This is a genomic window from Clostridium felsineum DSM 794 (genome assembly GCF_002006355.2).
In the GTDB taxonomy this organism is placed as follows: domain Bacteria; phylum Bacillota; class Clostridia; order Clostridiales; family Clostridiaceae; genus Clostridium_S; species Clostridium_S felsineum.
In genome coordinates this window covers 1,518,419-1,540,443 of the sequence record NZ_CP096980.1, presented here as the reverse complement: position 1 = coordinate 1,540,443, position 22,025 = coordinate 1,518,419, and the positions used below count along the sequence as shown (strand labels likewise).

At 30.0% G+C, this 22,025-nt stretch carries 26 protein-coding genes and 22 tRNA genes; 4 read left to right on the top strand and 44 right to left on the bottom strand.

What is annotated here, in order from left to right:
- Positions 1-43: 43 nt before the first annotated feature.
- The 13 genes from CLFE_RS07235 to CLFE_RS07180 all read right to left on the bottom strand — a co-directional run bounded on the left by CLFE_RS07235 (position 44) and on the right by CLFE_RS07180 (position 5,367).
- Positions 44-658, bottom strand: coding sequence for a sigma-70 family RNA polymerase sigma factor (locus CLFE_RS07235; RefSeq protein ID WP_077895257.1), 615 nt, complete (start codon positions 656-658; stop codon positions 44-46).
- Between the two features lie 5 nt (positions 659-663).
- Entirely contained in the window at positions 664-1,308 is a 645-nt protein-coding gene (locus CLFE_RS07230; RefSeq protein ID WP_077895258.1) for a hypothetical protein, read from the bottom strand.
- A 194-nt stretch (positions 1,309-1,502) separates the two neighbouring features.
- The gene (locus CLFE_RS07225; protein WP_077895259.1) at positions 1,503-1,871 is read right to left on the bottom strand and encodes a hypothetical protein; all 369 of its coding nucleotides are present in this window, start codon (positions 1,869-1,871) and stop codon (positions 1,503-1,505) included.
- Positions 1,862-1,996 (bottom strand): hypothetical protein, encoded by a 135-nt coding sequence (locus CLFE_RS24230; protein WP_257675088.1) that lies wholly within the window; start codon positions 1,994-1,996, stop codon positions 1,862-1,864. The genes CLFE_RS07225 and CLFE_RS24230 overlap by 10 nt, the downstream gene beginning before the upstream one ends.
- 30 nt (positions 1,997-2,026) lie before the next feature.
- Entirely contained in the window at positions 2,027-2,245 is a 219-nt protein-coding gene (locus tag CLFE_RS07220) for a hypothetical protein (RefSeq protein ID WP_077895260.1), read from the bottom strand.
- Positions 2,246-2,284: 39 nt separating this feature from the next.
- Entirely contained in the window at positions 2,285-3,616 is a 1,332-nt protein-coding gene (locus CLFE_RS07215; protein WP_077895261.1) for a hypothetical protein, read from the bottom strand.
- A gap of 119 nt (positions 3,617-3,735) precedes the next feature.
- A complete protein-coding gene (locus CLFE_RS07210) occupies positions 3,736-3,942 on the bottom strand; it encodes a hypothetical protein (protein WP_077895262.1) in 207 nt (68 codons plus the stop codon).
- A complete protein-coding gene (locus CLFE_RS07205; RefSeq protein WP_169851025.1) occupies positions 3,905-4,072 on the bottom strand; it encodes a hypothetical protein in 168 nt (55 codons plus the stop codon). Before CLFE_RS07205 ends, CLFE_RS07210 begins: the two co-directional genes overlap by 38 nt.
- A 14-nt stretch (positions 4,073-4,086) precedes the next feature.
- Positions 4,087-4,254, bottom strand: coding sequence for a hypothetical protein (locus tag CLFE_RS07200; protein ID WP_169851026.1), 168 nt, complete (start codon positions 4,252-4,254; stop codon positions 4,087-4,089).
- Positions 4,255-4,268: 14 nt separating this feature from the next.
- Complete coding sequence (locus CLFE_RS07195; RefSeq protein WP_077895263.1) at positions 4,269-4,601, bottom strand: hypothetical protein; 333 nt, start codon at positions 4,599-4,601, stop codon at positions 4,269-4,271.
- Positions 4,602-4,859 (bottom strand): MerR family transcriptional regulator, encoded by a 258-nt coding sequence (locus tag CLFE_RS07190; RefSeq protein WP_077895264.1) that lies wholly within the window; start codon positions 4,857-4,859, stop codon positions 4,602-4,604.
- Between the two features lie 3 nt (positions 4,860-4,862).
- Complete coding sequence (locus CLFE_RS07185; protein WP_139356234.1) at positions 4,863-5,138, bottom strand: hypothetical protein; 276 nt, start codon at positions 5,136-5,138, stop codon at positions 4,863-4,865.
- Positions 5,128-5,367, bottom strand: coding sequence for a helix-turn-helix domain-containing protein (locus tag CLFE_RS07180; protein ID WP_077895266.1), 240 nt, complete (start codon positions 5,365-5,367; stop codon positions 5,128-5,130). Before CLFE_RS07180 ends, CLFE_RS07185 begins: the two co-directional genes overlap by 11 nt.
- Before the next feature lie 218 nt (positions 5,368-5,585).
- On the opposite strand from CLFE_RS07180, the gene CLFE_RS07175 reads away from it, so the two are divergent.
- Positions 5,586-5,981, top strand: coding sequence for a helix-turn-helix domain-containing protein (locus CLFE_RS07175; RefSeq protein WP_077895267.1), 396 nt, complete (start codon positions 5,586-5,588; stop codon positions 5,979-5,981).
- A gap of 361 nt (positions 5,982-6,342) precedes the next feature.
- Here CLFE_RS07175 and CLFE_RS07170 read toward each other — a convergent pair whose 3' ends face one another.
- A complete protein-coding gene (locus CLFE_RS07170) occupies positions 6,343-7,638 on the bottom strand; it encodes a hypothetical protein (RefSeq protein WP_077895268.1) in 1,296 nt (431 codons plus the stop codon).
- Positions 7,639-8,031: 393 nt separating this feature from the next.
- On the opposite strand from CLFE_RS07170, the gene CLFE_RS07165 reads away from it, so the two are divergent.
- The gene (locus CLFE_RS07165; protein WP_077895269.1) at positions 8,032-9,198 is read left to right on the top strand and encodes a tyrosine-type recombinase/integrase; all 1,167 of its coding nucleotides are present in this window, start codon (positions 8,032-8,034) and stop codon (positions 9,196-9,198) included.
- Positions 9,199-9,340: 142 nt separating this feature from the next.
- On the opposite strand, the gene CLFE_RS07160 is transcribed toward CLFE_RS07165, so the two are convergent.
- The 24 genes from CLFE_RS07160 to CLFE_RS07045 all read right to left on the bottom strand — a co-directional run bounded on the left by CLFE_RS07160 (position 9,341) and on the right by CLFE_RS07045 (position 12,391).
- Positions 9,341-9,417 (bottom strand) — tRNA-Arg (locus CLFE_RS07160).
- Between the two features lie 20 nt (positions 9,418-9,437).
- Positions 9,438-9,511, bottom strand: a tRNA-Gly gene (locus tag CLFE_RS07155).
- A gap of 4 nt (positions 9,512-9,515) precedes the next feature.
- Positions 9,516-9,591 (bottom strand) — tRNA-Pro (locus CLFE_RS07150).
- 17 nt (positions 9,592-9,608) lie between these two features.
- Positions 9,609-9,684: transfer RNA gene (locus tag CLFE_RS07145), tRNA-Lys, on the bottom strand.
- Between the two features lie 7 nt (positions 9,685-9,691).
- Positions 9,692-9,765: transfer RNA gene (locus tag CLFE_RS07140), tRNA-Gly, on the bottom strand.
- A gap of 3 nt (positions 9,766-9,768) precedes the next feature.
- Positions 9,769-9,845: transfer RNA gene (locus CLFE_RS07135), tRNA-Arg, on the bottom strand.
- 6 nt (positions 9,846-9,851) lie between these two features.
- Positions 9,852-9,926, bottom strand: a tRNA-Gly gene (locus CLFE_RS07130).
- A 14-nt stretch (positions 9,927-9,940) separates the two neighbouring features.
- Positions 9,941-10,024 (bottom strand) — tRNA-Leu (locus CLFE_RS07125).
- A 4-nt stretch (positions 10,025-10,028) separates the two neighbouring features.
- Positions 10,029-10,104 (bottom strand) — tRNA-Lys (locus CLFE_RS07120).
- 24 nt (positions 10,105-10,128) lie between these two features.
- Positions 10,129-10,203, bottom strand: a tRNA-Gln gene (locus CLFE_RS07115).
- 7 nt (positions 10,204-10,210) lie between these two features.
- Positions 10,211-10,283: transfer RNA gene (locus tag CLFE_RS07110), tRNA-His, on the bottom strand.
- 13 nt (positions 10,284-10,296) lie between these two features.
- Positions 10,297-10,372 (bottom strand) — tRNA-Lys (locus CLFE_RS07105).
- Positions 10,373-10,378: 6 nt separating this feature from the next.
- Positions 10,379-10,452, bottom strand: a tRNA-Gly gene (locus tag CLFE_RS07100).
- A gap of 5 nt (positions 10,453-10,457) precedes the next feature.
- Positions 10,458-10,534 (bottom strand) — tRNA-Arg (locus CLFE_RS07095).
- Between the two features lie 6 nt (positions 10,535-10,540).
- Positions 10,541-10,615 (bottom strand) — tRNA-Gly (locus CLFE_RS07090).
- A 14-nt stretch (positions 10,616-10,629) separates the two neighbouring features.
- Positions 10,630-10,713: transfer RNA gene (locus CLFE_RS07085), tRNA-Leu, on the bottom strand.
- Between the two features lie 4 nt (positions 10,714-10,717).
- Positions 10,718-10,793: transfer RNA gene (locus CLFE_RS07080), tRNA-Lys, on the bottom strand.
- A 24-nt stretch (positions 10,794-10,817) separates the two neighbouring features.
- Positions 10,818-10,892: transfer RNA gene (locus CLFE_RS07075), tRNA-Gln, on the bottom strand.
- 7 nt (positions 10,893-10,899) lie between these two features.
- A tRNA-His gene (locus CLFE_RS07070) sits at positions 10,900-10,972 on the bottom strand.
- Between the two features lie 13 nt (positions 10,973-10,985).
- Positions 10,986-11,062: transfer RNA gene (locus CLFE_RS07065), tRNA-Arg, on the bottom strand.
- Positions 11,063-11,068: 6 nt separating this feature from the next.
- Positions 11,069-11,142 (bottom strand) — tRNA-Gly (locus tag CLFE_RS07060).
- Between the two features lie 4 nt (positions 11,143-11,146).
- A tRNA-Pro gene (locus CLFE_RS07055) sits at positions 11,147-11,222 on the bottom strand.
- 88 nt (positions 11,223-11,310) lie between these two features.
- Positions 11,311-11,784: a metallophosphoesterase gene (locus CLFE_RS07050; RefSeq protein ID WP_077895270.1), complete on the bottom strand. Its 474-nt coding sequence runs from the start codon at positions 11,782-11,784 to the stop codon at positions 11,311-11,313.
- Position 11,785: 1 nt separating this feature from the next.
- The gene (locus CLFE_RS07045; protein WP_077852263.1) at positions 11,786-12,391 is read right to left on the bottom strand and encodes an XTP/dITP diphosphatase; all 606 of its coding nucleotides are present in this window, start codon (positions 12,389-12,391) and stop codon (positions 11,786-11,788) included.
- A gap of 255 nt (positions 12,392-12,646) precedes the next feature.
- Here CLFE_RS07045 and CLFE_RS07040 point away from each other — a divergent pair, with 255 nt between their 5' ends.
- Positions 12,647-14,035, top strand: a complete 1,389-nt coding sequence (locus CLFE_RS07040) for a hypothetical protein (RefSeq protein ID WP_077895271.1) — start codon at positions 12,647-12,649, stop codon at positions 14,033-14,035.
- 99 nt (positions 14,036-14,134) lie between these two features.
- On the opposite strand, the gene CLFE_RS07035 is transcribed toward CLFE_RS07040, so the two are convergent.
- Positions 14,135-15,733, bottom strand: coding sequence for an ABC transporter substrate-binding protein (locus CLFE_RS07035; RefSeq protein WP_077895272.1), 1,599 nt, complete (start codon positions 15,731-15,733; stop codon positions 14,135-14,137).
- 148 nt (positions 15,734-15,881) lie between these two features.
- Between CLFE_RS07035 and CLFE_RS07030 the strand changes: the two genes are divergently transcribed.
- Positions 15,882-16,076, top strand: a complete 195-nt coding sequence (locus tag CLFE_RS07030) for a hypothetical protein (RefSeq protein WP_077895273.1) — start codon at positions 15,882-15,884, stop codon at positions 16,074-16,076.
- Between the two features lie 63 nt (positions 16,077-16,139).
- On the opposite strand, the gene gatB is transcribed toward CLFE_RS07030, so the two are convergent.
- The 5 genes from gatB to ligA form a co-directional block, all read right to left on the bottom strand.
- Positions 16,140-17,567, bottom strand: a complete 1,428-nt coding sequence (gene gatB / locus CLFE_RS07025) for an Asp-tRNA(Asn)/Glu-tRNA(Gln) amidotransferase subunit GatB (RefSeq protein WP_077834124.1) — start codon at positions 17,565-17,567, stop codon at positions 16,140-16,142.
- An 18-nt stretch (positions 17,568-17,585) separates the two neighbouring features.
- On the bottom strand, positions 17,586-19,043 hold the full coding sequence (gatA, locus tag CLFE_RS07020) for an Asp-tRNA(Asn)/Glu-tRNA(Gln) amidotransferase subunit GatA (protein ID WP_077834125.1): 1,458 nt from the start codon (positions 19,041-19,043) through the stop codon (positions 17,586-17,588).
- Positions 19,044-19,060: 17 nt separating this feature from the next.
- Positions 19,061-19,348: an Asp-tRNA(Asn)/Glu-tRNA(Gln) amidotransferase subunit GatC gene (gene gatC / locus CLFE_RS07015; RefSeq protein ID WP_077834126.1), complete on the bottom strand. Its 288-nt coding sequence runs from the start codon at positions 19,346-19,348 to the stop codon at positions 19,061-19,063.
- A 307-nt stretch (positions 19,349-19,655) separates the two neighbouring features.
- Positions 19,656-19,928, bottom strand: coding sequence for a hypothetical protein (locus CLFE_RS07010; protein ID WP_077834127.1), 273 nt, complete (start codon positions 19,926-19,928; stop codon positions 19,656-19,658).
- A gap of 74 nt (positions 19,929-20,002) precedes the next feature.
- Positions 20,003-22,009: an NAD-dependent DNA ligase LigA gene (gene ligA, locus CLFE_RS07005; RefSeq protein ID WP_077895274.1), complete on the bottom strand. Its 2,007-nt coding sequence runs from the start codon at positions 22,007-22,009 to the stop codon at positions 20,003-20,005.
- Positions 22,010-22,025 lie beyond the last annotated feature (16 nt).

Genomic DNA, 22,025 nt, shown 5'->3' with positions numbered 1-22,025 from the left:
ATTTTCATCACTTCCCTCCTCAAAAAATAAATAAAGGAGAAATTTAAAATTCCTCCTCTAAATGATTTCCACACTTTTTAATTTTCTTAATAGCCCTATGCTTCAATATAGATACCTTTCTCTTATTTATATTTAATTCATTTGATGTAATCTCAACTGTTTTATTCTCAAAATAAGTTTTTAATATAATCTTTTTTTCTAAGGTTGTAAGCTTATTTTTTAATATCTGTTCCCACTTTATATAGTCATCTATATAATCAAATTTATTTTCTTCGTACTTAATTTTATCTAATAAAATTTCAATTTCATTAATATTTTCATCCAGTGAAAAAATATCAACAGGAACATGAATACCCTGGGGTAATTTTACAGTCATGTATTTCTTTTTTATATTGCTTATGATACTTAGAGTTACAAAATTATAAACATATGTATTGAACTTTACATATTTATTTATATCATAAGAATTTATAGCTTTAATAACTGCTATTACTCCATCTTGAATTAAATCATCCAGTGATAAATTCCTATTTTTCAAACGAAACTTATTCGCTATGATTTTTATGTATTTCATATTATCATTTATAATAATATTTTTGGCTTTCTTATCTCCTGCTTTTGCCTTCTCAATCACCTCTTTTAATTTTTCTTTATCCATACTATCTACACCTCACTTTCCTCATAAGTTTTTAATGGAATATAGTCGCATGTATGAATTTTAATACTACGTGGTAAATCTACTGGTCGTACTCCACTTGAATTATCAAATACTAATCTTTGTCTTTTACTATCATAATTATAATGATTAAGGTTAGCTGCTACAATTCCAGTAGTGGACATTTTTCTATTTCTTGACATTGAAATTGCATTTTGTTTCTGAAGTAGCATCATTCCGCTAACAATTGAATTGTCATATGAACTTCTCATACTCTGTCTTTTTTTATTTATAATTTCTTTGGTAGCTTTAACGTTTCTTTTTTTACTTTCTATTCTTCTCTTACTCTTTTCAGTTTCATATCTACTGTCTAATTTTATAATTCTAGTAACTAATGCATTACTTATTTGAAGTTTCTTTGATATTTCACAGACCTTTTTATTTTCAGTAAAGAATAATTTCTTAACTGAATCCTGATTTTCTTTAACTAATTCATTTTTTTGCTGTTCTCTAAAATTTTTAGTTTCTTCATACCTAATGTCGGATTTTATGATTTTATATATTGCAGTCCTACTCTTACAAAACTTATTAGCAATATCTTTAACTGACATGTTTTTATTAAAATACATATCTATAATTTCTTGTTTGTTCAATCATCTTCACTCCCCAAATAAGTTTACATGAGTAAAAAAATTACTAACATGATTTTTTACATAGTTTTCCTAAAGACATATCTATTTTACAATATAACAAAAACAAAAAGGTCTCCCACTTTGTCCCTAATTTTTCTGGATTTTTTCTCCACTTTTGTTCCTCTTTTTAATAAAAAATGCTCTAGTATAATAAACTAAAGCACTAACTTTCTTACCTTTTCTATAACATTTTTTCTTACTTTATAATAAGTATTTTTACTCATATATAATTTTTCCTTAACTTTAACGATGCTTAATTCATCTTTATATCTACTCTCAACATATATTTTTTCTTCACTACTTAAATTTTTAAGCACCAATTCTACATCTTTATTTTTAAATTCCATTGAAGCTATTGTAGCTTTTATATGTTTTACATCTTCTCTAATATCATCCATAATTACGTCTTTATATTCTTCAAAATATTTTAACTTACTTTTATATATTTCTATCTTTTTCAAATCATCAAAGTATCTTTTTATCCTACTTTCTATACTTTTATCATCTTTATATTTTACTTGCATTGTCTATCACCTTTTAATTTAATATCTTTCTTTGCTTTACTATTATCTTTAAATTTAAAATACATCTGTCTATATTTCCATCCCCTGTCTTCTTTTTCTGGTTTAAACCTCAACTCTATTTCCATAAATAATCACCCTGTTTCTTAACTAAAATATTATTTATTTCTATTTACAGATTTTAAATATTTACTCCACTCCATTGTCTTCATTTCATTACTATTTTCATCAAAAGTTAAATTCAAGAAAGTTCTACATTTAGGGCAAGAACCATGTCCCGCATCCAATATACCTATCTCTTGAACAATAGACTTAGAAGCATAAAATGTATGTCCACATTCACTACACATTGCTTTGAATCTTTCTCTATTCTCCATGATTTTCTCCCTTCTATTGCTTGTCCAAACAATAAGTTCTTAATTATAAAACCCCTGTCCTTCTAGGAGCCTTTTCTCTAAATCGTCATAATCGTATTTTCTTTGCCCATAACTGTTAAAGTTATCTCTTGTTGATGTTGTATATTGCTCTCTTTTCCAATTTTCTTTTATGGCTTTTATTAAAGCTCCTGTATAACTTATATTTTTTCCTATTGCATATCTCTCTACAACAGTTACTTTTTCTTTTAGATACTCTAGTTTGTCCTTATCTCCTGTATTTGCTTTACTTAAGCACTCTATTACTTTAGTTATATCACTATTTGGAATTTTATTTTTTAATATATCTGGCATTGACCTTATTTCCGTTTCAGAAATCAATCTGACATTTAAACCTTCCCTCTTCTCTTTCTCACTGGCTAAATCCCTAATGAAACCTTCGCAGAACTTAAAAGACCTTATTTTATCTCCCTGATATTTAGGCTTAAAGGTTTTAAAAGCTACGTCTATACCATTTTTAACTATATCTAACGGTATTCCTTCTGTTACTAATTGTTGTGATAATACTACATCATCTGGCTTTTCAATAATTACATGAGCCTTTAATTTATAATAATCTAGTATTTTAACAAAATCATTTTTATCATTATCAGCTTCTACAGCTTCTTTTTTTTCTATCTCTTCTAGCCTTATATTACTTAAAGCAGTATCTTTACTAAAAGTAGTATTATTATTTTCTTTTTCTTTTTGTTTTTTGTTTTCTTTTTGTTTTTCTTTTTGTCCACGTATCGTTACCGTATCGAGTAACGTATCGTCAGACACCGCATTATTAAAGGATTTACCTAAAAATTTAATTTCACCTTTTTCTTCTTCACGTTTCGCTGACGTATCGTATCTCGTGTCGCTATACATATCGTCCAACGTATCGTTTGATTTTAAATTTTTCACTGAATCTTTTATAAAATTCACATATATATTTTTTATACTTTCATTTCTAATATTTTTAGCAACATAATTTATAAGCTCCAAATTTTGAACTTCATTAAACTCTTTATTAATACAATCTACTATAGGCTTTCCACCTTTATTAAGGTTATATTTGCCCCAATTCTTTACTGCTAACTCTCTAGTACCTTCATCATATTTGATTAATTTATGATGCTCTATAAACCTACATACTAGACTATTAATTGATTCAATACTATATCCAAGACCAAAAGCCATTTCCTTTTTAGTTATTTTATACACTCCTATTTGAGTTGTTTTGGGATTAGTAAGTATATATAAATAAAACAATTTATCTTCTGGTGTAAATTGCTCCATAACATCTGGATCTTCCCAAAATGCAGAATAAACATATCTATATTTAGCCATATTAAGATCTCCTCTCCTTAATTTATCCATTCCCTTATAGATACTTTAAACATTTTCAATATAATTTTTACAAAAATATTTCATTGTATTATCCTCCATTCAATTTAAATTATGTTTTTCTAATAAAGCAGCCTTTTTAAAATAATTACATCAATATTATCTAAATTACATAAGACATTATTTGTGTTTTTGTCATATACATTATCACCATCAATATCAATATCATTTTCCACCTTTTTTAATATATTTTTAAAAGCATCACTTTCACTATGATGCTTAAATTTCTGATTAATTTTTATAACTGGACATATAGGTGTTATTTTCATAAAAATCACCAACCTTTAATTTCAAATTATATTTTTCAAGTAGCTGTATTGATTCTTGAAGAAGCTCCTTGAGTTTTTTATTCTCATTTTCTAATTCATCGTGTATTAAAGCTTTTACTGTTTCAGTCACTTTTACCATCCTCCTTACTTAATATTTCTCCTATACTCTCTTATCTTCTTAAAAGCTTGTGTTGAATTACTGCATCCATACCTCTTCATTTCTTTTTCTATCGCTGCTTTTTCATCTTCAGGAGCTTTTATATGTTTCTTGAATAATTTTGTTAATTCATTAATTCTTTTATTACTTAGCACTTCTCTTCATCTCCCTATCCAATAAATTTTCCTATAGCCATTGAGTTAATATACATACTAAAAAACGATTTGCACGATACATTATCCATATAATCAAGATTTTTTAGCTTGTACATTAATTCAAATATTCTATTAAATTTATCTTTTGACTTTAATACTTTAAGTTCTTCTATAACCTTATTTCTTTCATCTACATCATTCTTTATAGTTTTTAAAAACTTCTCACCATATTTTGTATATTTGCTTGGTGATTCTTTCAGTATATCTTTTAAACTTTCATTTATCTTTCTCATATTTCTATTCGTTTCCAGTGATGATTTTATAAGCATATTTATATATTGCTTCACCTATATCACTCGCTTTTCCTCAGATATTTTGTTTAACCACCCTTCTAGTAAGACCTTATTAACTAAAGTTTTACTACCTACACGAAAGTATGGAAAATCAGTATTTTCTTTATATATAAGCTCAGTTATTTTATTCCTTCCAATTCCACTAAATTTAACAGTCTCATCTACTGTTAATGTTAATTTATTATTTAAATTTATAGCTTCTTTAACAGCTTCTTTTATGATTTCTTTAATTTCCTCCTTTTTTACTTCCATTACTTATCTCCCCTTTCTTTTTGAATGATATTGAATAATAGCTTTAACCTGACTTCTTGTAATACCAAAATATTCTGCAATATCTTTATTTTTCATGCCTACTTTTTTTATATACAGTATTTTTTCAATGTCCCTCACACTGTAACTATTCTTTTTTTTACCTACAATTCTATATTTGTTTGTTATAATTTCAAATACATTCAATGCCTCATCAATTGTTTTATTTCTCAAAATACATAATATTAATGCATACCAATTATTCTTTAATTCATTTTCCATCATATTTTTTTGATTGCCTATTTAAATAAACCTTATTAGCAATATGTGTTAACTCACTATAATTAACACTATATAAACTAGCTAGAATTTCTGCATTTACTTGAGTAAGTCTTCTTGTGCCAGTTTCAATCTTAGTTACATGGTCTGGATTAACATGTAATTTTTCAGCTACAAATTTTCTGGTTAATCCAATTGAATTTCTTAAATCTCTTAAATTTCTTTCTTCCACTTTATCTCCTCCCTACTTTAAATTATGCACTCATTTTGCGACCTAGTAAAGTTTGATAAAGCGTTTTTAAGTGCGTTTATATATATTTTACCTGTTTTTTTACTTAATTCCTTATATTTTCATTGCAAAATGTTTTTGGTAGCGGTCTTGAAATGCGACCAAATTTAACGTATAATATACGTATATTAAAATGTAATTTTTGATTAGGAGATCTATTCATGAATAATAAATTGATAAGTGAGAGATTAAAAGATGCTCGGGCTAAGAGAGGTATTTCTCAAAGGGAATTAGCTGACAGGATTGGGGTTACAAAGTCTGTAATCTCTGGAGCTGAATCTAAACGTGGAGTAAGTAAAAATCTCGCTATAAAGCTTGCAACTTTCTTTAAAACAAGTGTTGCATATTGGCTAAATGAAAATGCTGAAGAAGAATTTATTCAATCCTACACTGGACTCGAAACCTTAGAAACAGTTCTAGATAAATTAATATCAGAAGGCATTATAATAAGCCCCGAGGATATAAGAAAAGATGAAAAACTTTTAGATATTTTACTGCAAGGTTTAGAATTAGAAATTAAAATACGTTTATTAAAAAAGAAGCAAGATAATAATTAGTCTTGCTTCTTTTCTTTCTTTATATAATCCTCTATCTCTTTTAGATAGTCTTCTAATTCTTCTAATATTGATTTCGACTTTTCCGCTTTCATTACACTCCCCCTGTATCGGAACAATACACATTTGTAAATTTTATTTTTTACATTTCTTTATACTTATAATATTGCATTGAAATAGATATTTCAATGTTTTTGTACTAAAAAAAGTTACTCAAATTCATCTATTTTGAGTAACTTCCCCATATTTACTATATTTATGCCATTACTACCATGGCAATACTATTGATAGAATGTCTAACATTTATAAGCACCTCCTATATCCCTATGTGCTTATGATATCATACTTTCTTTGATTCTTACTTTTATAAAATTTTAAAACTTTTTTCTATTAATTCATTTTTACATACATTATCTTGTGTTTTGTATAAAACCTTTAAAATTTTATAGTATAATACTATTATTTTGTCATTTTTATACTGTAAATTTTCTAATTCTATTAATAAACTTTTTAGTGCACCCATGTTATTATTTTTGCTGTAATATTCATAAAGTTCAGTTACTGCTTTAATATATATATTATAGTTTTTAATAGTTTTTGATATACAACATATTTTTTCAAACATTTCAGCTACTTGATTTACATTAAATTTTATATATATTCTTAATGCATTATATGCGATTTCATTCTCTACAAATTTGAATTTCAAATCTTGTTCTAATTTTACTGCTAAGGCTCTATTTATATACTCTATAGCGGCATTATTTCCTTTTAAATACTTTATTTCTGCCATGTGTGAGTAAATGTTTGCTTTTCTATATACGTCATCCATATTTATTTTTAATAAATTTATTAGTATATTTTCTGATAAATCTAAATTAGTTAACTCTTTTTCACACTCTGCCTTTAATAGCTGTACATCGACACTTTCTTTTATACCTAATGTAAATTTCTTTAGGCACTCTAAAGATTCTTTACATTCTTTAAAATTTTTAAGTGCATGTAATGCCAATGCTTTATTAAATTCAATATCCCTTACAAAATTAGGTATATACTTTTTAACACAATATGTATTAGCAAGATTCCTCCAAATTATAACCTCTTTATAATCCTTTAGAAACATACATACATTAGTTAATTGCTTAAGTACATATATTTGTTTATTTATATCACCCTTTTTACTTGCCAATTCGTACATACGTAATAAGTACTCCTTTGCAACATTAAAGTTTCTTTTCATAAACCATTTAGCACAAATATTGTATATCACATAAGATTGTGCATCACTTATATCTCCATTTCTTTTTATCTCATTTAATTCTTTTTTAGCATATTCATATTCCTGTTGATTTAATTTATATTCAAGTTTACTAATAAATTCTTTTACACAAATATCTATTTGCTGATTCAAATCAGCCATTAACCACTTACCTGTAACATTTATATTTAATTCCAACTTTCTTTTTTGAGCTTTAGAATTAATTATTTTTGCTATATAATTAGCTTCTTTTAAATTTAATTGTCGTCTATTATGTTCTATATTACACACTATTGCTTTACTTAATTTATCTCCACCAATTTCAGCTAACGTAGCACCCGTTATTTTTCTTAAATACTTAAGCTTGTCTCCTGTTGTTTTAAATACTTTATTTTTATCCATAATTCCTCCCATCTTCTGAGGATATATTTATTTCCATTATTTTATTTACTTATCGCAGTTAGTATGCTACGATATATATGGAAATTTCATATTTCCTCGGAGCCCTATAGGTTTGTAGTTTGGAGACTGTGACCTATAGGGGTTTTATATTTTTTATTATAAAAGCTGATGTTATTTATCAGCTTTTTTTGCTTGGTTATCTTAATATTTTCCTTATACTTGTATTTATATACTATATTTCCTTACATTGCTGAAAATATACTCTATATAGTGCTTTATAATACATTACACTTAATTATATCATATTTAATTACTTGTTTCTTAAATTTTTCCTATTTAATATTATATATACATTTGTAGTATATTTGTTATAATAAATATCGAGGTGATTTTATGGCGAATAAAACAAATTGTATTAAGAACGGTAAGAAATATTATAGAATTACCGCCACCATTGGAAGAGATTCAAATGGAAAACTGATAAGAAAAGAATTTTACGGTAAAAACAAAAGTGAAGCAGAAAAAAAAAGAGACTTGTACTTAAATGACATAAAAAGTGGATTAAATATTGGATATGAAAAAGTAACACTAGGTGATCTAATGCATACTTGGCTATTTGAAGTTGTACGTATAAGCTCTAAAATCAAGCCCAGTAGCTTCAATAGATATGAAGGTATCTATAGAAATTACATAAAAAACAGCTCCATATACAATATAAAGTTAAGTGATATAAAACAGCTTATATTGCAACGATACTACAACGAATTATATGATAATGGCAAAAGTAGTAATGTAATAAAAAATTTAAATAAGCTATTAAAATCATTTTTTAATTATGAAGTTGATGAAGGATACCTAATTAAAAATCCATGCGGAAAAAGATTAGTTATTCCAGGAGAACAAGAAGTTTCTAAAGAAGAAATAGAAGTATTTAGTGATACTGAAATTAAAGCCCTTATTAAAGCCTTAGACGGCAATAGACTAAAAGGGCTAATATTATTAGCATTAGGTACTGGTTTACGACGTGGAGAGCTTTTAGCACTAAAATGGAGTAATATAAATACTAAAAATCTTTTACTTAGTGTAGAAAAAAGTATATCTCAAGTAAGTGTAATTGATAAGAATGGTGAAAGAATTTACAAAACTATAGAACAAGCTCCTAAATCTTTAAATTCTATTAGAAAAGTACCTATACCTAAAAATCTTATGCATATTTTAGAAGAGCAAAAAATACTGCAAAAAAAAGATAAATTAAAAGCAGGATTAAGCTATGAAAAAAACGATTATATTTTCACAACAGAAAACGGAAAAATATTAAATGGTAGAAATATGGCTAGAACTTATGAAAGAATTTTAAAAAGTGCAGGAATAAAATATAAGAAATTTCATTCATTACGACATACATATGCTACAAAACTGTTTGAGCGTGGTGAAGACTTAAAGACAGTTCAAACATTATTAGGTCATTCTGATATTTCAATAACAAGCAATATCTATACTCATGTAATGCCGGAAAAGAAAATTAGTGCTGCTGAAAAATTAAACGATCTATTTGCCTAACATAATTATTTTATTTAGTGGGAATAAATGTGGGAAATTCATCTTATACTTTTCTAGTGCGGGAAAAGTGTGGGAAACTGAGAAATAAAAAAAGGCTGATATAAATATCAACCTTACGTAATGCCTTAATTTAGTTATATTTTGGTGCACCCAGAGGGAATCGAACCCCCGACCTTCAGATTCGAAGTCTGCGACTCTATCCAACTGAGCTATGGGCACTAAAATACGCTTTTAAAAATTGGAGCGGGTAGAGGGAATCGAACCCTCGTAACTAGCTTGGAAGGCTAGCACTCTACCATTGAGTTACACCCGCATACTGGTCGGGGTGACAGGGATTGAACCTGCGACCTCATGGTCCCAAACCACGCGCGCTCCCATCTGCGCCACACCCCGGCGTATTCAATAAAAAATGGTGCGTCATCAGGGATTCGAACCCTGGGCACCCTGATTAAGAGTCAGGTGCTCTACCAACTGAGCTAATAACGCATACCTTTGGAGCGGGTAGAGGGAATCGAACCCTCGTAACTAGCTTGGAAGGCTAGCACTCTACCATTGAGTTACACCCGCATATGGTGCGTTTTAAGGGATTCGAACCCCTGGCCCACGGCTTAGAAGGCCGTTGCTCTATCCAACTGAGCTAAAAACGCATATTTTGGAGCGGAAGACGAGATTCGAACTCGCGACGTTCACCTTGGCAAGGTGACGCTCTACCACTGAGCCACTCCCGCATATTTTATTTAATTGGTGCAGGTGAAGGGAGTCGAACCCCCACGCCGTAGGCGCTAGATCCTAAGTCTAGTGCGTCTGCCAATTCCGCCACACCTGCACTTTGGTGGCTTATCGGGGAGTCGAACCCCGGACACCATGATTAAAAGTCATGTGCTCTACCAACTGAGCTAATAAACCATATATGTATTAATTTTAAAATGTTGGCTGGGAAGGCAGGATTCGAACCTGCGGATGCAGGAGTCAAAGTCCTGTGCCTTACCGCTTGGCGACATCCCAACATCAGGGTGAATATAGGGGTTCGAACCCTAGACATCCAGAACCACAATCTGGCGCTCTACCAACTGAGCTATACCCACCAAAGTTTTTAAATGGTGCGTCATCAGGGATTCGAACCCTGGGCACCCTGATTAAGAGTCAGGTGCTCTACCAACTGAGCTAATAACGCATATTTTGGAGCGGGTAGAGGGAATCGAACCCTCGTAACTAGCTTGGAAGGCTAGCACTCTACCATTGAGTTACACCCGCATAAATGGTGCGTTTTAAGGGATTCGAACCCCTGGCCCACGGCTTAGAAGGCCGTTGCTCTATCCAACTGAGCTAAAAACGCATATTTTGGAGCGGAAGACGAGATTCGAACTCGCGACGTTCACCTTGGCAAGGTGACGCTCTACCACTGAGCCACTCCCGCATATTTTATTTAATTGGTGCAGGTGAAGGGAGTCGAACCCCCACGCCGTAGGCGCTAGATCCTAAGTCTAGTGCGTCTGCCAATTCCGCCACACCTGCACTTTGGTGGCTTATCGGGGAGTCGAACCCCGGACACCATGATTAAAAGTCATGTGCTCTACCAACTGAGCTAATAAACCATATATGTATTAATTTTAAAATGTTGGCTGGGAAGGCAGGATTCGAACCTGCGGATGCAGGAGTCAAAGTCCTGTGCCTTACCGCTTGGCGACATCCCAACATTAGGGTGAATATAGGGGTTCGAACCCTAGACATCCAGAACCACAATCTGGCGCTCTACCAACTGAGCTATACCCACCAAAGTTTTTAAATGGTGCGTTTTAAGGGATTCGAACCCCTGGCCCACGGCTTAGAAGGCCGTTGCTCTATCCAACTGAGCTAAAAACGCATATTTTGGAGCGGGTAGAGGGAATCGAACCCTCGTAACTAGCTTGGAAGGCTAGCACTCTACCATTGAGTTACACCCGCATATTGGTCGGGGTGACAGGGATTGAACCTGCGACCTCATGGTCCCAAACCACGCGCGCTCCCATCTGCGCCACACCCCGATGTCGTCCTTGTTTTTGTTTACCGCTTGACGACAAAAATTATTCTACACTATCCAGCCAGTTTCGTCAACCCTTTTTTAAAACTTTTTTATATTTTTTTTATTTTTGCATGTATTTTACCATCAACAATATCTATGTAAGCCAAGCTATTGCAACCATTTCTGGGGTATGATACACTTCCCGGATTTATGTACCAAATTCCATCATTAAAATCAATTTTCGATATATGAGTATGACCAAATAATACTATATCCGCCTCTAATTCTTTTGCTCTATACTCTAATTTCATAGTATTATATTTAACCGCATACCTATCTCCATGTGTTATAAAAAATCTTTTTTTCTCTAACGAAAAAGTTTTTTCAGCTGGTACATTTGTATAATCACAATTTCCTTTAATATATATTATTTCGCCTTTATAGTACTTTTTAATCTCTTCTATATCTTGAACATTATCTCCTAAATGTATAACAATATCTGCATGTGACATTTTCAAACTGTCACACGCCCTCTTTATATGCTCATTTGACATATGTGTGTCACTCATAACTGCTATAAGCATTTTATTCCCCCCAATTTAACCTTCTTATCTCTTGACACAAATTTTTAAGCGCAATTGCTCTATGGCTTATTGAATTTTTCTCATCTTTTGTAAGCTCCGCTGCGGTTTTCTTTAATTCTGGTATGTAAAATAAGGGATCATATCCAAAACCATTGTGTCCAATTTCCTTATCTGTTATAAATCCTTCAATACTACCTTCTACTTTTATTGTTTTTTGGTTATTTACAATCAAAACAATAGAACATAAAAACTTTGCACTTCTTTTTTCAAAAGGAATTCCCTTTAAACATGAAAGTAATTTTTCATTGTTTTTTTTATCATCTCCATGTATTCCTGCAAATCTAGCAGAATATATTCCTGGCTTTCCATCTAAAATATCTACTGAAAGTCCTGAATCATCTGCCATAACCATACAATCCTCTCTAACCTTATATATTTCATATGCTTTTTTAAAAGCATTTTCCATAAATGTTTTTCCATCCTCTTCTACTTCAATATTTATGTTTTCATCTTTAAGAGATACTATATTAAATTTAAAATCTTTTAATATATTCCTTATCTCCTCTACTTTATTTTGGTTATTACTTGCAATAATTATTTTTTTCACTCTACCTCACCACTTCTTCTGAATTTATTTTTTGCAGGAATATTTTCTAAGCCATAATGTTAGAATTTTATGTATTTTTATATAACACGAAAATTCTATTACATTCTGCCTCATAAAAGATTCTTGAGTTAAGCCTCTTTTGCAGGAATATTTTCTAAGCCATAATGTTAGAATTTTATGTATTATATATAGCACATATCTAGAAGTAAAATCATATTATATAAATAGATTAATTATACTAGGATGGTGCAGCCTTTGAATTATATAGGACCGTTTTTTAGGCTTAATTCACTAAATAAAAATTCTATAAAAAATCAATTACTTCATTTGTCAAAAGAATCTATACGTGATATCTTGTTTAACTCTGAATGTGGAATTAAAATGCCTTTTAAAAACTTAAAAACTAAGCAGTCCCCTTTAAATGATATTAACACATTTAAATCACTTTCTCCACTAGTAAGTTTATATAGCAAATCCAGTTGTAAACTCTATACCTCAAACAATAAATTAAAGTGGAAAAATTCTAATATAAAGAAGGACATTTTGGTTTCATCCAATGCTTATATGACTTTAAGTCTTTTAGAGTTATGTAGTTACTATAAAAGCCTTAAAGATGTAAATCAAAAGAAATTTAACATAAGTAATTTATATTTAGTAATTATAAAAAATCAGCTGGATTTTTATAACTCTTATTTACGAAATTTTGAAGGAGTTTTTGTTGATAAAACTGATGTTTCAAGTGATTTAATATCTGAGATAAAACTTGAGAATAAAGATGAAAATTTCAAGTTTTCAAACCAAGCTTTTTTAATGTGTGCTTATTATAAATATTCTGTGATATCTAACGAAAAGTTCTCAAAAGAGTATCAAAACTTTTCTCTAGATATACTAAATATGTTTATTAATTTTAGAAATGATCTGTATTCTTTATCTTTTTCCGAATTAAATAAACTAACACTAGCTCTTAACATATTTTATAGCTATAGTAAAAACGAAAAATCTTATGAACTATTGCTTGATATATTTGAGTACTTAAGTGAAAATTACGGTTATATTGATTCCAATGACAACATCGAAAATAGTTCTTTATTATGTTTAAACTCTGTTCTTCTATATAATAATTCTAATATGTTTAAGTTTAAAGATTATGCATTAAAAATTCATTCCTCCTTAAGTGATTTATATAATCCAGCTCTAGGAATTTTCATAAAAGATACAGAAAAAAAGGAAGTTAAGTTTTCCTGTAATGAAATAGTACTATATATTCTAAACTCGATGTTAGTATCAGAATTATGTGAAGATAAATCTATTCATGAAAATATACTAGTAAACGTATTTAAACATCAGCTTATAGAATCTGGAATCATACAATCCTGGCCTGAGGCTCCAAACATACAGGATTGCGAGAGATATAAAAATTTTTCATTAAAGTCAGAAGATTTATTAGAGGAAACCTATTTCAAAATGCCTACCATATCATCACCAAAGAATACTGAAATTGCATCTGTTTTCTTTAAAAAGATTACTTATAACAAAAAAAAGAAAACTTTTTCAATATCCAAGAAATCATTTTATAGCGATAACAATTTGTTTTTATTTTTTATAATTATTCATTTATTTAAAGATTACTATAATACGCAATAAAATAGCTAAAAACCTTAACTCATAAAATATTCCTCTCCCTTAAAATCTTTAGTTCAATATTAATTAAGGCAACCTTGCTTTATTGCAAGGCTGCCTTAATTATCTCAAAAAATTTATCATTAGTTCTCCATATCTATTTTCCTTTAGCCCTGTTAAACTATTTCTTCTACATACAATATCTTTCTTTAAAGCTACTGGCACTACTGGCAAGTCATTTGCCAACTGTTCTTCCATTTTTTTTAAAATATTATCACTATCACTATCTACATTGTGAAGAGAATAGATATAATCATCATAAACATTATTTTTATAATTTACATTTAACGGTGATCTTGAATCCCACATATCAAAGAAACTTACAGCACTGTTATACCATATGTTATAATCGCCAAGGTAAATATCATATTTACCTTTACTTATTACATTATCAAGTGCTTTTCCTGAATATGCCTTCACATCAAAATCTATTTTACTTCTATTTTGCTCTTGTAACGTCTTATTTACTTCATAAACAAAATTTTCACACAACTCCCTGTTTAGTGTATTTTCTTTATAAATTAACGTAACTTTTTTACCAAAACTATAACCACTCTTATCAAGACTTTGAAATGCTAAATTCATATCATAATCTCTAAATATGTCTTCACATTTTCCTGCATTAAAAAGTTCAGCTGGCACAAAAGTGTTTTCACTCACAGCAAAATCATTAGATATAGAATTTAAAATTTTATTTCTATCAATTAAATATGTCATAGCCTTTCTAAAATTAATATCACCAGCTATACTAGAATTATTCATGTTAAAATAAAATGCAATAGTATCCCAAGTTTTGAACATATCTATTTGTCCTTTAGCCTTTAATCTTGGCACCTCACTAAGTGTAGGATTAGAAAACACATCTATATTTTTAGCATTTTCAAAATCTGCAGTAGTATATGCACTTACTTCTTTTTCATTATAGTGATATTTTAGTTTGAATTTTTTCATACTATTTGTTTCCTTTGAAAAGAAATTACTATTTTCTTCAAGTAATGCTGTATTGTTTAAAATTCCAGATATTTTGTACGGTCCAGAATACTTTATTTCGTTATAATTTTTACTCCAATTCTTTAGATTATTATCCATTTTTCTTATGTAATATATAGGTTGTGTCAACTTCTTTAAAAAATAACTACATGGTGAATTAAGTCTTATTTTTAATACATTATCATTTTCAACACTTATAGCTACTCCTTCAAATGGTGTTTTTCCACTAATATAATTATCAATACCATATATACTTTTTAAATCATACGCATAGAATTTCCCATTAGAGCTTGATAGTATTTGTTTAAAGAAATCATACACATCATATGCGGTTATATCTTCACCACTACTCCACTTAGCACCTTCACGTATATGAAAGGTATATTGAAGTTTATCTGGCGATAAAGTCCACGTATCTGCTAAAGCTGGCTTTATTTCCATTGTGTTATAATCTTCGCTAACAAGACCACTAAATAGCATACTAAGAACCTCATCATTCTTAGTATTTTTAGTATTTATGGAGTATAAATCCTCTGGAATTTCTCCAATATCATATACCAAATAATTTTCTTTGCTTGATACCTTAGTTTCTGCTTCTTTTTTCTCAACACATCCACTTAGAATTAAGCAAATGAGAAAAAAAATAGCACATACTCTAAAAAATTTCTTCATATATATCTACCTTTATATAAATTTATTATTATATATATAATTGTTTCCACTTACTTAGTAATTAAACATTTATGACTGATTTTATGCTATAATGATATGCGAGATTACATAATTAATAATATAAATTAAATTACTTGGAGGTACCAAAATGCAGATTGCTTTGGAAATAGCTGGCCTTTCGGCAATACTTATATTTACTTTTATCGGAATATGGAGCTTTATACTTTTTAATAAAACATTGTCACAATTAAAATACCAGAACTATTTAATAGAAAAGTTAATACAAAGTTTAGTTATTTTTTCTAAAAGCAAAGATGTAGATGATGATAACGAAATTAATTAGTACTTATTACATTATATAAATTTCAAAAAGGATTAAGCATAAAACTGCCTAATCCTTTTTATATTACTTATTTAATTCATCCATCACTAACTTGTTAACTATTTTAGGGTTTGCTTTGCCTTTTGTCTTTTTCATAACTAGACCTACCAAGAATCCAACAACCCTCTTCTTTCCATTCTTATAATCCTCTATAGATTTATCATTTTCACTTAAAATCTCTTTGACTACATTTAGTATTTCATCCTCATTACTGTTTTGTACAAGACCCTCTTCTTCAATAATATCCTTAGGTGATTTACCTTCCTCAAACATCCTTACAATAACTTTTTTTCCTATAGCATTAGAAATAGTTCCCTCATTTATAAGTTTTATAAGCTCTGCAAGATCTTTAGGTGTGAATTTCAAATCTTCAATCCATACATAGTTTTCTTTCATTATCTTTGAAATATCGCTCATAAGCCAATTTGATGCAGATTTAGCGTCTCCACTAATTTTTGCGGTTTCCTCAAAAAAATTAGCCATAGACATAGTAAGTGTCAGGACTGATGCATCATACTTTGGTATACCAAACTCTTTTACAAATCTTTCTCTCTTATGCTTTGGAAGTTCAGGTATAGTTTTTCTTATATTCTCTATCCACTGCTCATCTATATTTAAAGTTACAAGATCTCCTTCTGGGAAATATCTATAATCATTGGCTTCTTCTTTACTTCTCATTGGTGCTGTTTCGTTTTTAGTATCATCCCATCTTCTTGTTTCCTGAGTTAACTTCTCCCCACTTTCTATAGCTTTTATATGTCTCTCATATTCATAGTTAAGAGCTTTTTCAACCGCTTTAAAGGAGTTCATATTTTTTATTTCCGTTCTAACACCAAACTTTTCAGAACCTTTTTCCATTACGGAAATATTAGCATCACATCTAAGTGATCCTTCTTCCATTTTACAATCTGATACACCTACACATGAAAGTATGCTCTTTAATTCTTCTAGATAAGCCACAGCCTCTTTAGCGCTTCGCATATCTGGCTTTGAAACTATTTCTGCAAGCGGAACTCCGCATCTATTAAAATCCACTAAAGTCCCCGCATTTGTATGAAGTAGTTTTCCAGCATCTTCCTCTATATGTATTCTCTCGATTCCAATTCTTTTTCTCGATTCGTCTTCAAGCTCTATTTCTATATAACCATTTGTACATAAAGGAAGTTCATCTTGAGTTATTTGATAATTTCTAGAGTTATCAGGATAAAAAATATGCTTTCTATCCATTCTTCCAATATGAGTTATTGAACAATTTAACGCTAAACCAGCTTTAATACCATAGTCAACTGCTTTTTTATTTATATGAGGAAGTGCACCCGGAAGACCCATACATACAGGACAAACATGTGTATTAGGCTGTCCTCCAAACTCAGCAGTACACCCACAATACATTTTTGTTTTTGTTGCTAATTCTGCATGCACTTCAAGACCTATAACAATTTCGTATTCCATTACCTTTTTACCTCCTACTTATACATTTGCAATCTTTGCATGCCATGAAGTCGATTGTTCATAACTATAAGCTAAATTAAATAACGTATCTTCTTTAAAATAATTTCCCATTATTTGAAGACCAATTGGAAGTCCCGAAACAAAACCACAAGGCAATGATATAGAAGGAATTCCCGCTATATTTACTGGCACTGTATAAATATCAGACATATACATTGAGAGTACATCTTTTATCTTTTCGCCTATTTTAAATGCTGGTGTAGGAGTTGTTGGTGTAATAATTGCATCAAATTCTTTGAAGTTTTTCTCAAAGTCATTTTTAATTAAATTTCTAACCTTCAAAGCTTTTTTGTAATATGCATCATAATACCCCTTTGAAAGTACATATGTACCAAGCATAATTCTTCTTTTTGCTTCTTTTCCAAAACCTTCGCTTCTAGATTTAATATATAAGTCCAAAGGATTTTCAGCCTCTAAACTTCTATAACCGTATCTTACACCATCGAATCTAGCAAGATTAGATGAAGCTTCTGCTGATGAAACTATATAATAAGTAGCAAGTGCATAATCTGATAATGGAAGTGAACACTCTTTGACCTCAGCTCCATTTTCCTCAAAAACCTTTATGGCTTCTTTAACTGCTTTTCTAACCTCTTCGTCTAAGCCATCTTCAAAAAACTCCTTAGGTATACCTATTTTTCTGCCTCTTAAGTCTTTGCTCAAACTCTTAGAATAATCCTGAACTGGAGTATCTACAGTTGTAAAATCTTTTTTATCTAAACCTGCTATATTTTGTGTTAAAAGTGCACAATCTTCTACATCTCTTGCAAACATTCCAACTTGATCTAAAGTAGATCCAAAAGCAACAACTCCATACCTTGATATTCTTCCATAGGTTGGTTTTAATCCAACAAGGCCACAAAAAGAAGCTGGTTGCCTTACAGAACCTCCTGTCTCCGTTCCAAGCGCTATTGGCGCTTCAAGAGATGCTACCGAAGCTGCTGAACCACCTGAAGAGCCACCTGGTACTCTTTCTAAATCCCATGGGTTTTTTGATATTTTATAGGCACTATTTTCTGTGGATGAACCCATAGCAAACTCATCCATATTTGCTTTTCCTATTATAACACCACTATTTTCCTTTAATTTTTCTGTCACAGTAGCATCATAGGGGGCCACATATCCTTCAAGTATCTTTGATGCACATGTATTTTGCATATTTTTTACACTTATATTATCTTTTACAGCTACAGGTACTCCTGAAAGCCCACCTAATTTTTCTCCATTTTCAATTTTTTTATCTAATTCTCTTGCTGCAATCAAAGCTTCCTCTTTTGCTACATATAAAAAAGCATTTACTCTCTCATCCACTTCATCTATTCTATTAATAAAGGAATTTGTAACTTCTTCAACTTTGACTTCCTTTTTTGAAATCATATCTTTAAGCTCATGCGCTTTTAGCTTATACAGCTTCATTATTATACCTCCTTAGCTTAATCTATTACCTTAGGTACTACTATGTATTCTTCAAGATTTTTAGGAGCATTTTTAATAACATCCTTTAAATCCATAGATTCCTCTACTTCGTCTTCTCTAAATTTATTTTCAATATAATATGGATTAACAATTATATCTACATTATCAGTATTGAGTTCACTTAATTTATCAACATATAAAAGTATACTGTTAAGATCCTTCATAAGTCCTTCTTTTTCATCTTCACTAAAGCTAAGTCTCGCAAGTTCTGCAACATATTCAACATCTTTTTTAGAAACAGACATAATATACCTCACTTTCCCATTTCCAATATAAAAAAGCCAATTTCAATATAAAAGTTGCCGTTGACTTATTCATATTCTTATTATCCATTATCACTATATAATATACTAAATTAAATTATACAATTTTTATCATACAATCTCAAATTTTTTCATAACTTTATTTTATAATAAATAGAAAACCTTAACAAATGACAACTTTAAATAGCAAACGATAAATCAGAGATATTGTACATATGCAATTCCCCAATTTATTATTTACTTATGTCACTTATTAAGGTTTCTAGCAAAACACATTATGTAATTTTTTCTAGAATACTCCAATATACATAAAAAATGCAGTCCCAACTGCTATTGCAGCACAACATAAAGAATAAACTAAACTTTTTATCTTGTCAGTTTTATCATAAATTTTCACTGCCCATAAAAGCATAGTGCATATCATAAAACTTTGAAACATTTTGTAATTATTGAAATATTGTATTGTTAAAAGTTGATATGTAGTTAATACAGTAAAAATTAGAGCCAATGTAGTTAACGAAACAAATACCCAACCTAGACATTCCACTGTTTTCTTAACCATACTATTTCCCCCTAACACAACCTGTTCATATATTATAACATTTTTTATTATTTGTAAACAGTTTATTATTCTTTTTACATATTATTTATTAATTCTTCAAACTCTTCTTCAGTTAATATTTTAACTCCAAGTGTTACAGCTTTATCATACTTAGATCCTGCATTTTCACCTGCTATTACATAATCAGTTTTTTTACTAACACTTCCAGCAACCTTAGCACCAAGACTTTCCAACTTTTCCTTTATCTCTGTTCTACTATAATTCTCAAGACTTCCTGTTGCAACTACAGTTTTACCATTAAATACACTTTCGGAAACTTCACTTTCCTCATAGAATGGCTTTACTCCAAGTTCAAATAATTCATTAAGACTTTTTTCTATCTTTTCTTGCTTAAAAAATTCAACAATACTTTCTGCCACAATAGAACCTATATCTTGAACTAAAATAAGTTCATCATAAGAAGCTTTCTTTATATTTTCAAAGCTTTTAAATTGCTTACATAAATCCGTTGCTGTTTTTTTACCTACATTTGGTATACCTAATGAATATATAAAGGAAGCAAGATCACATTCTTTACTTTTCTCTATAGCATTTATAAGATTGCTTGCCTTTTTATCTTTAAATTTATCGAGTGACAGCAGTTCTTCTTTTTTTATCCTATATAAATCGGATATACTTTTTATATTTAGCTTTTCAAACAACTGCTCTGCGGTTTTTTCACTAAAGCCTTCTATGTTCATAGCTTCTCTACTTGCAAAATGAACTATACTCTTAACCATTTGAGGTTTGCAAGACAAGGTATTCTCACAAAATAAATGTACACCCTCTTTTACAATTTCACTACCGCAGGATGGACATATTGTTGGTGCTTCTATTTCTTCCGTAACCTCTTCACTTTCTACTATTCCCATAATCTCAGGTATTACATCATTAGATCTTCTTACAAATACTCTAGCCCCTTTTTTAACCTTTTTTCTTTTTATGTCATCCATATTATTTAAAGTAGCTCTCTTAACCATTACTCCTGCTAATTCTACAGGTTCTAGAATAGCTGTAGGACTAACTCTTCCACTTCTTCCAACATTCCATTCCACATCTATTAGCTTTGTAGTCGCTTCTTCTGCTTCAAATTTATAAGCTATTGCCCACTTAGGAAATTTCACAGTATATCCAAGATAGTCTCTTGTCTTAAAATCATCGATTACAATAACAACACCATCTATATCATAATCCAAGCTACTTCTTATGCTTCCTACATATTCAATTTCCTTTTTTATTTCTTCAATATCACTGCACTCACTTATGTACTCATCAACTGGAAATCCCATGTCTTTTATAAAATTCATCATTTCTATATAGGATTTAAAACCTTCACCTTCATTGTATCCAACATCATAAAAAAAGGCTGATAAATTTCTTCGTGCAGTTTCACGTACATTTAAATTCCTTAGTGCTCCTGCTGCACCATTTCTTAAGTTTTTGAGGGGTACTTCTGCATTTCTATTGTAATTTTCGAAAGCACCTTTAGTCATTATTGCTTCTCCGTGTACTTCAATAACTGCTCCATTTTCTATTTTAAGTGGTATGGATTTTATAGTTTTAGCTTGACTAGTTATGTCCTCACCTATAGATCCAGTTCCACGTGTCGCAGCCTTTATCATAACGCCACTTTCATCATAAGTGCAGTTTATAGTAAGTCCATCAAACTTTTTAGTCAAAACATATTTAAGCTCCGGAAGCTTATCCTCATGAGTACTATTATATTCATTGAGGGCTTTTTTATTCCTATTATGCCAATCAATGATTTCTTCAATACTTTGCGCCTTATCAAGACTCCAAAGTCTGCCTTTATGTGTATACTTTTCAAACTGCTTTAAAACTATATCACCAACCCTATTGGTAGGTGAATATGGATAAGTAATTCCTGTTTTCTCCTCTAGCTTTACAAGTTCATCATACTTTTTATCGTATTCCTTATCAGCTATAATTGGATCATCAAGTACATAATAGCTATATGAATATTTATTTAATTCTTCTATAAGTTCCTGCATTCTTGAAATATCTATACTTTTTTCGTTCATACTTATTACTACCTCA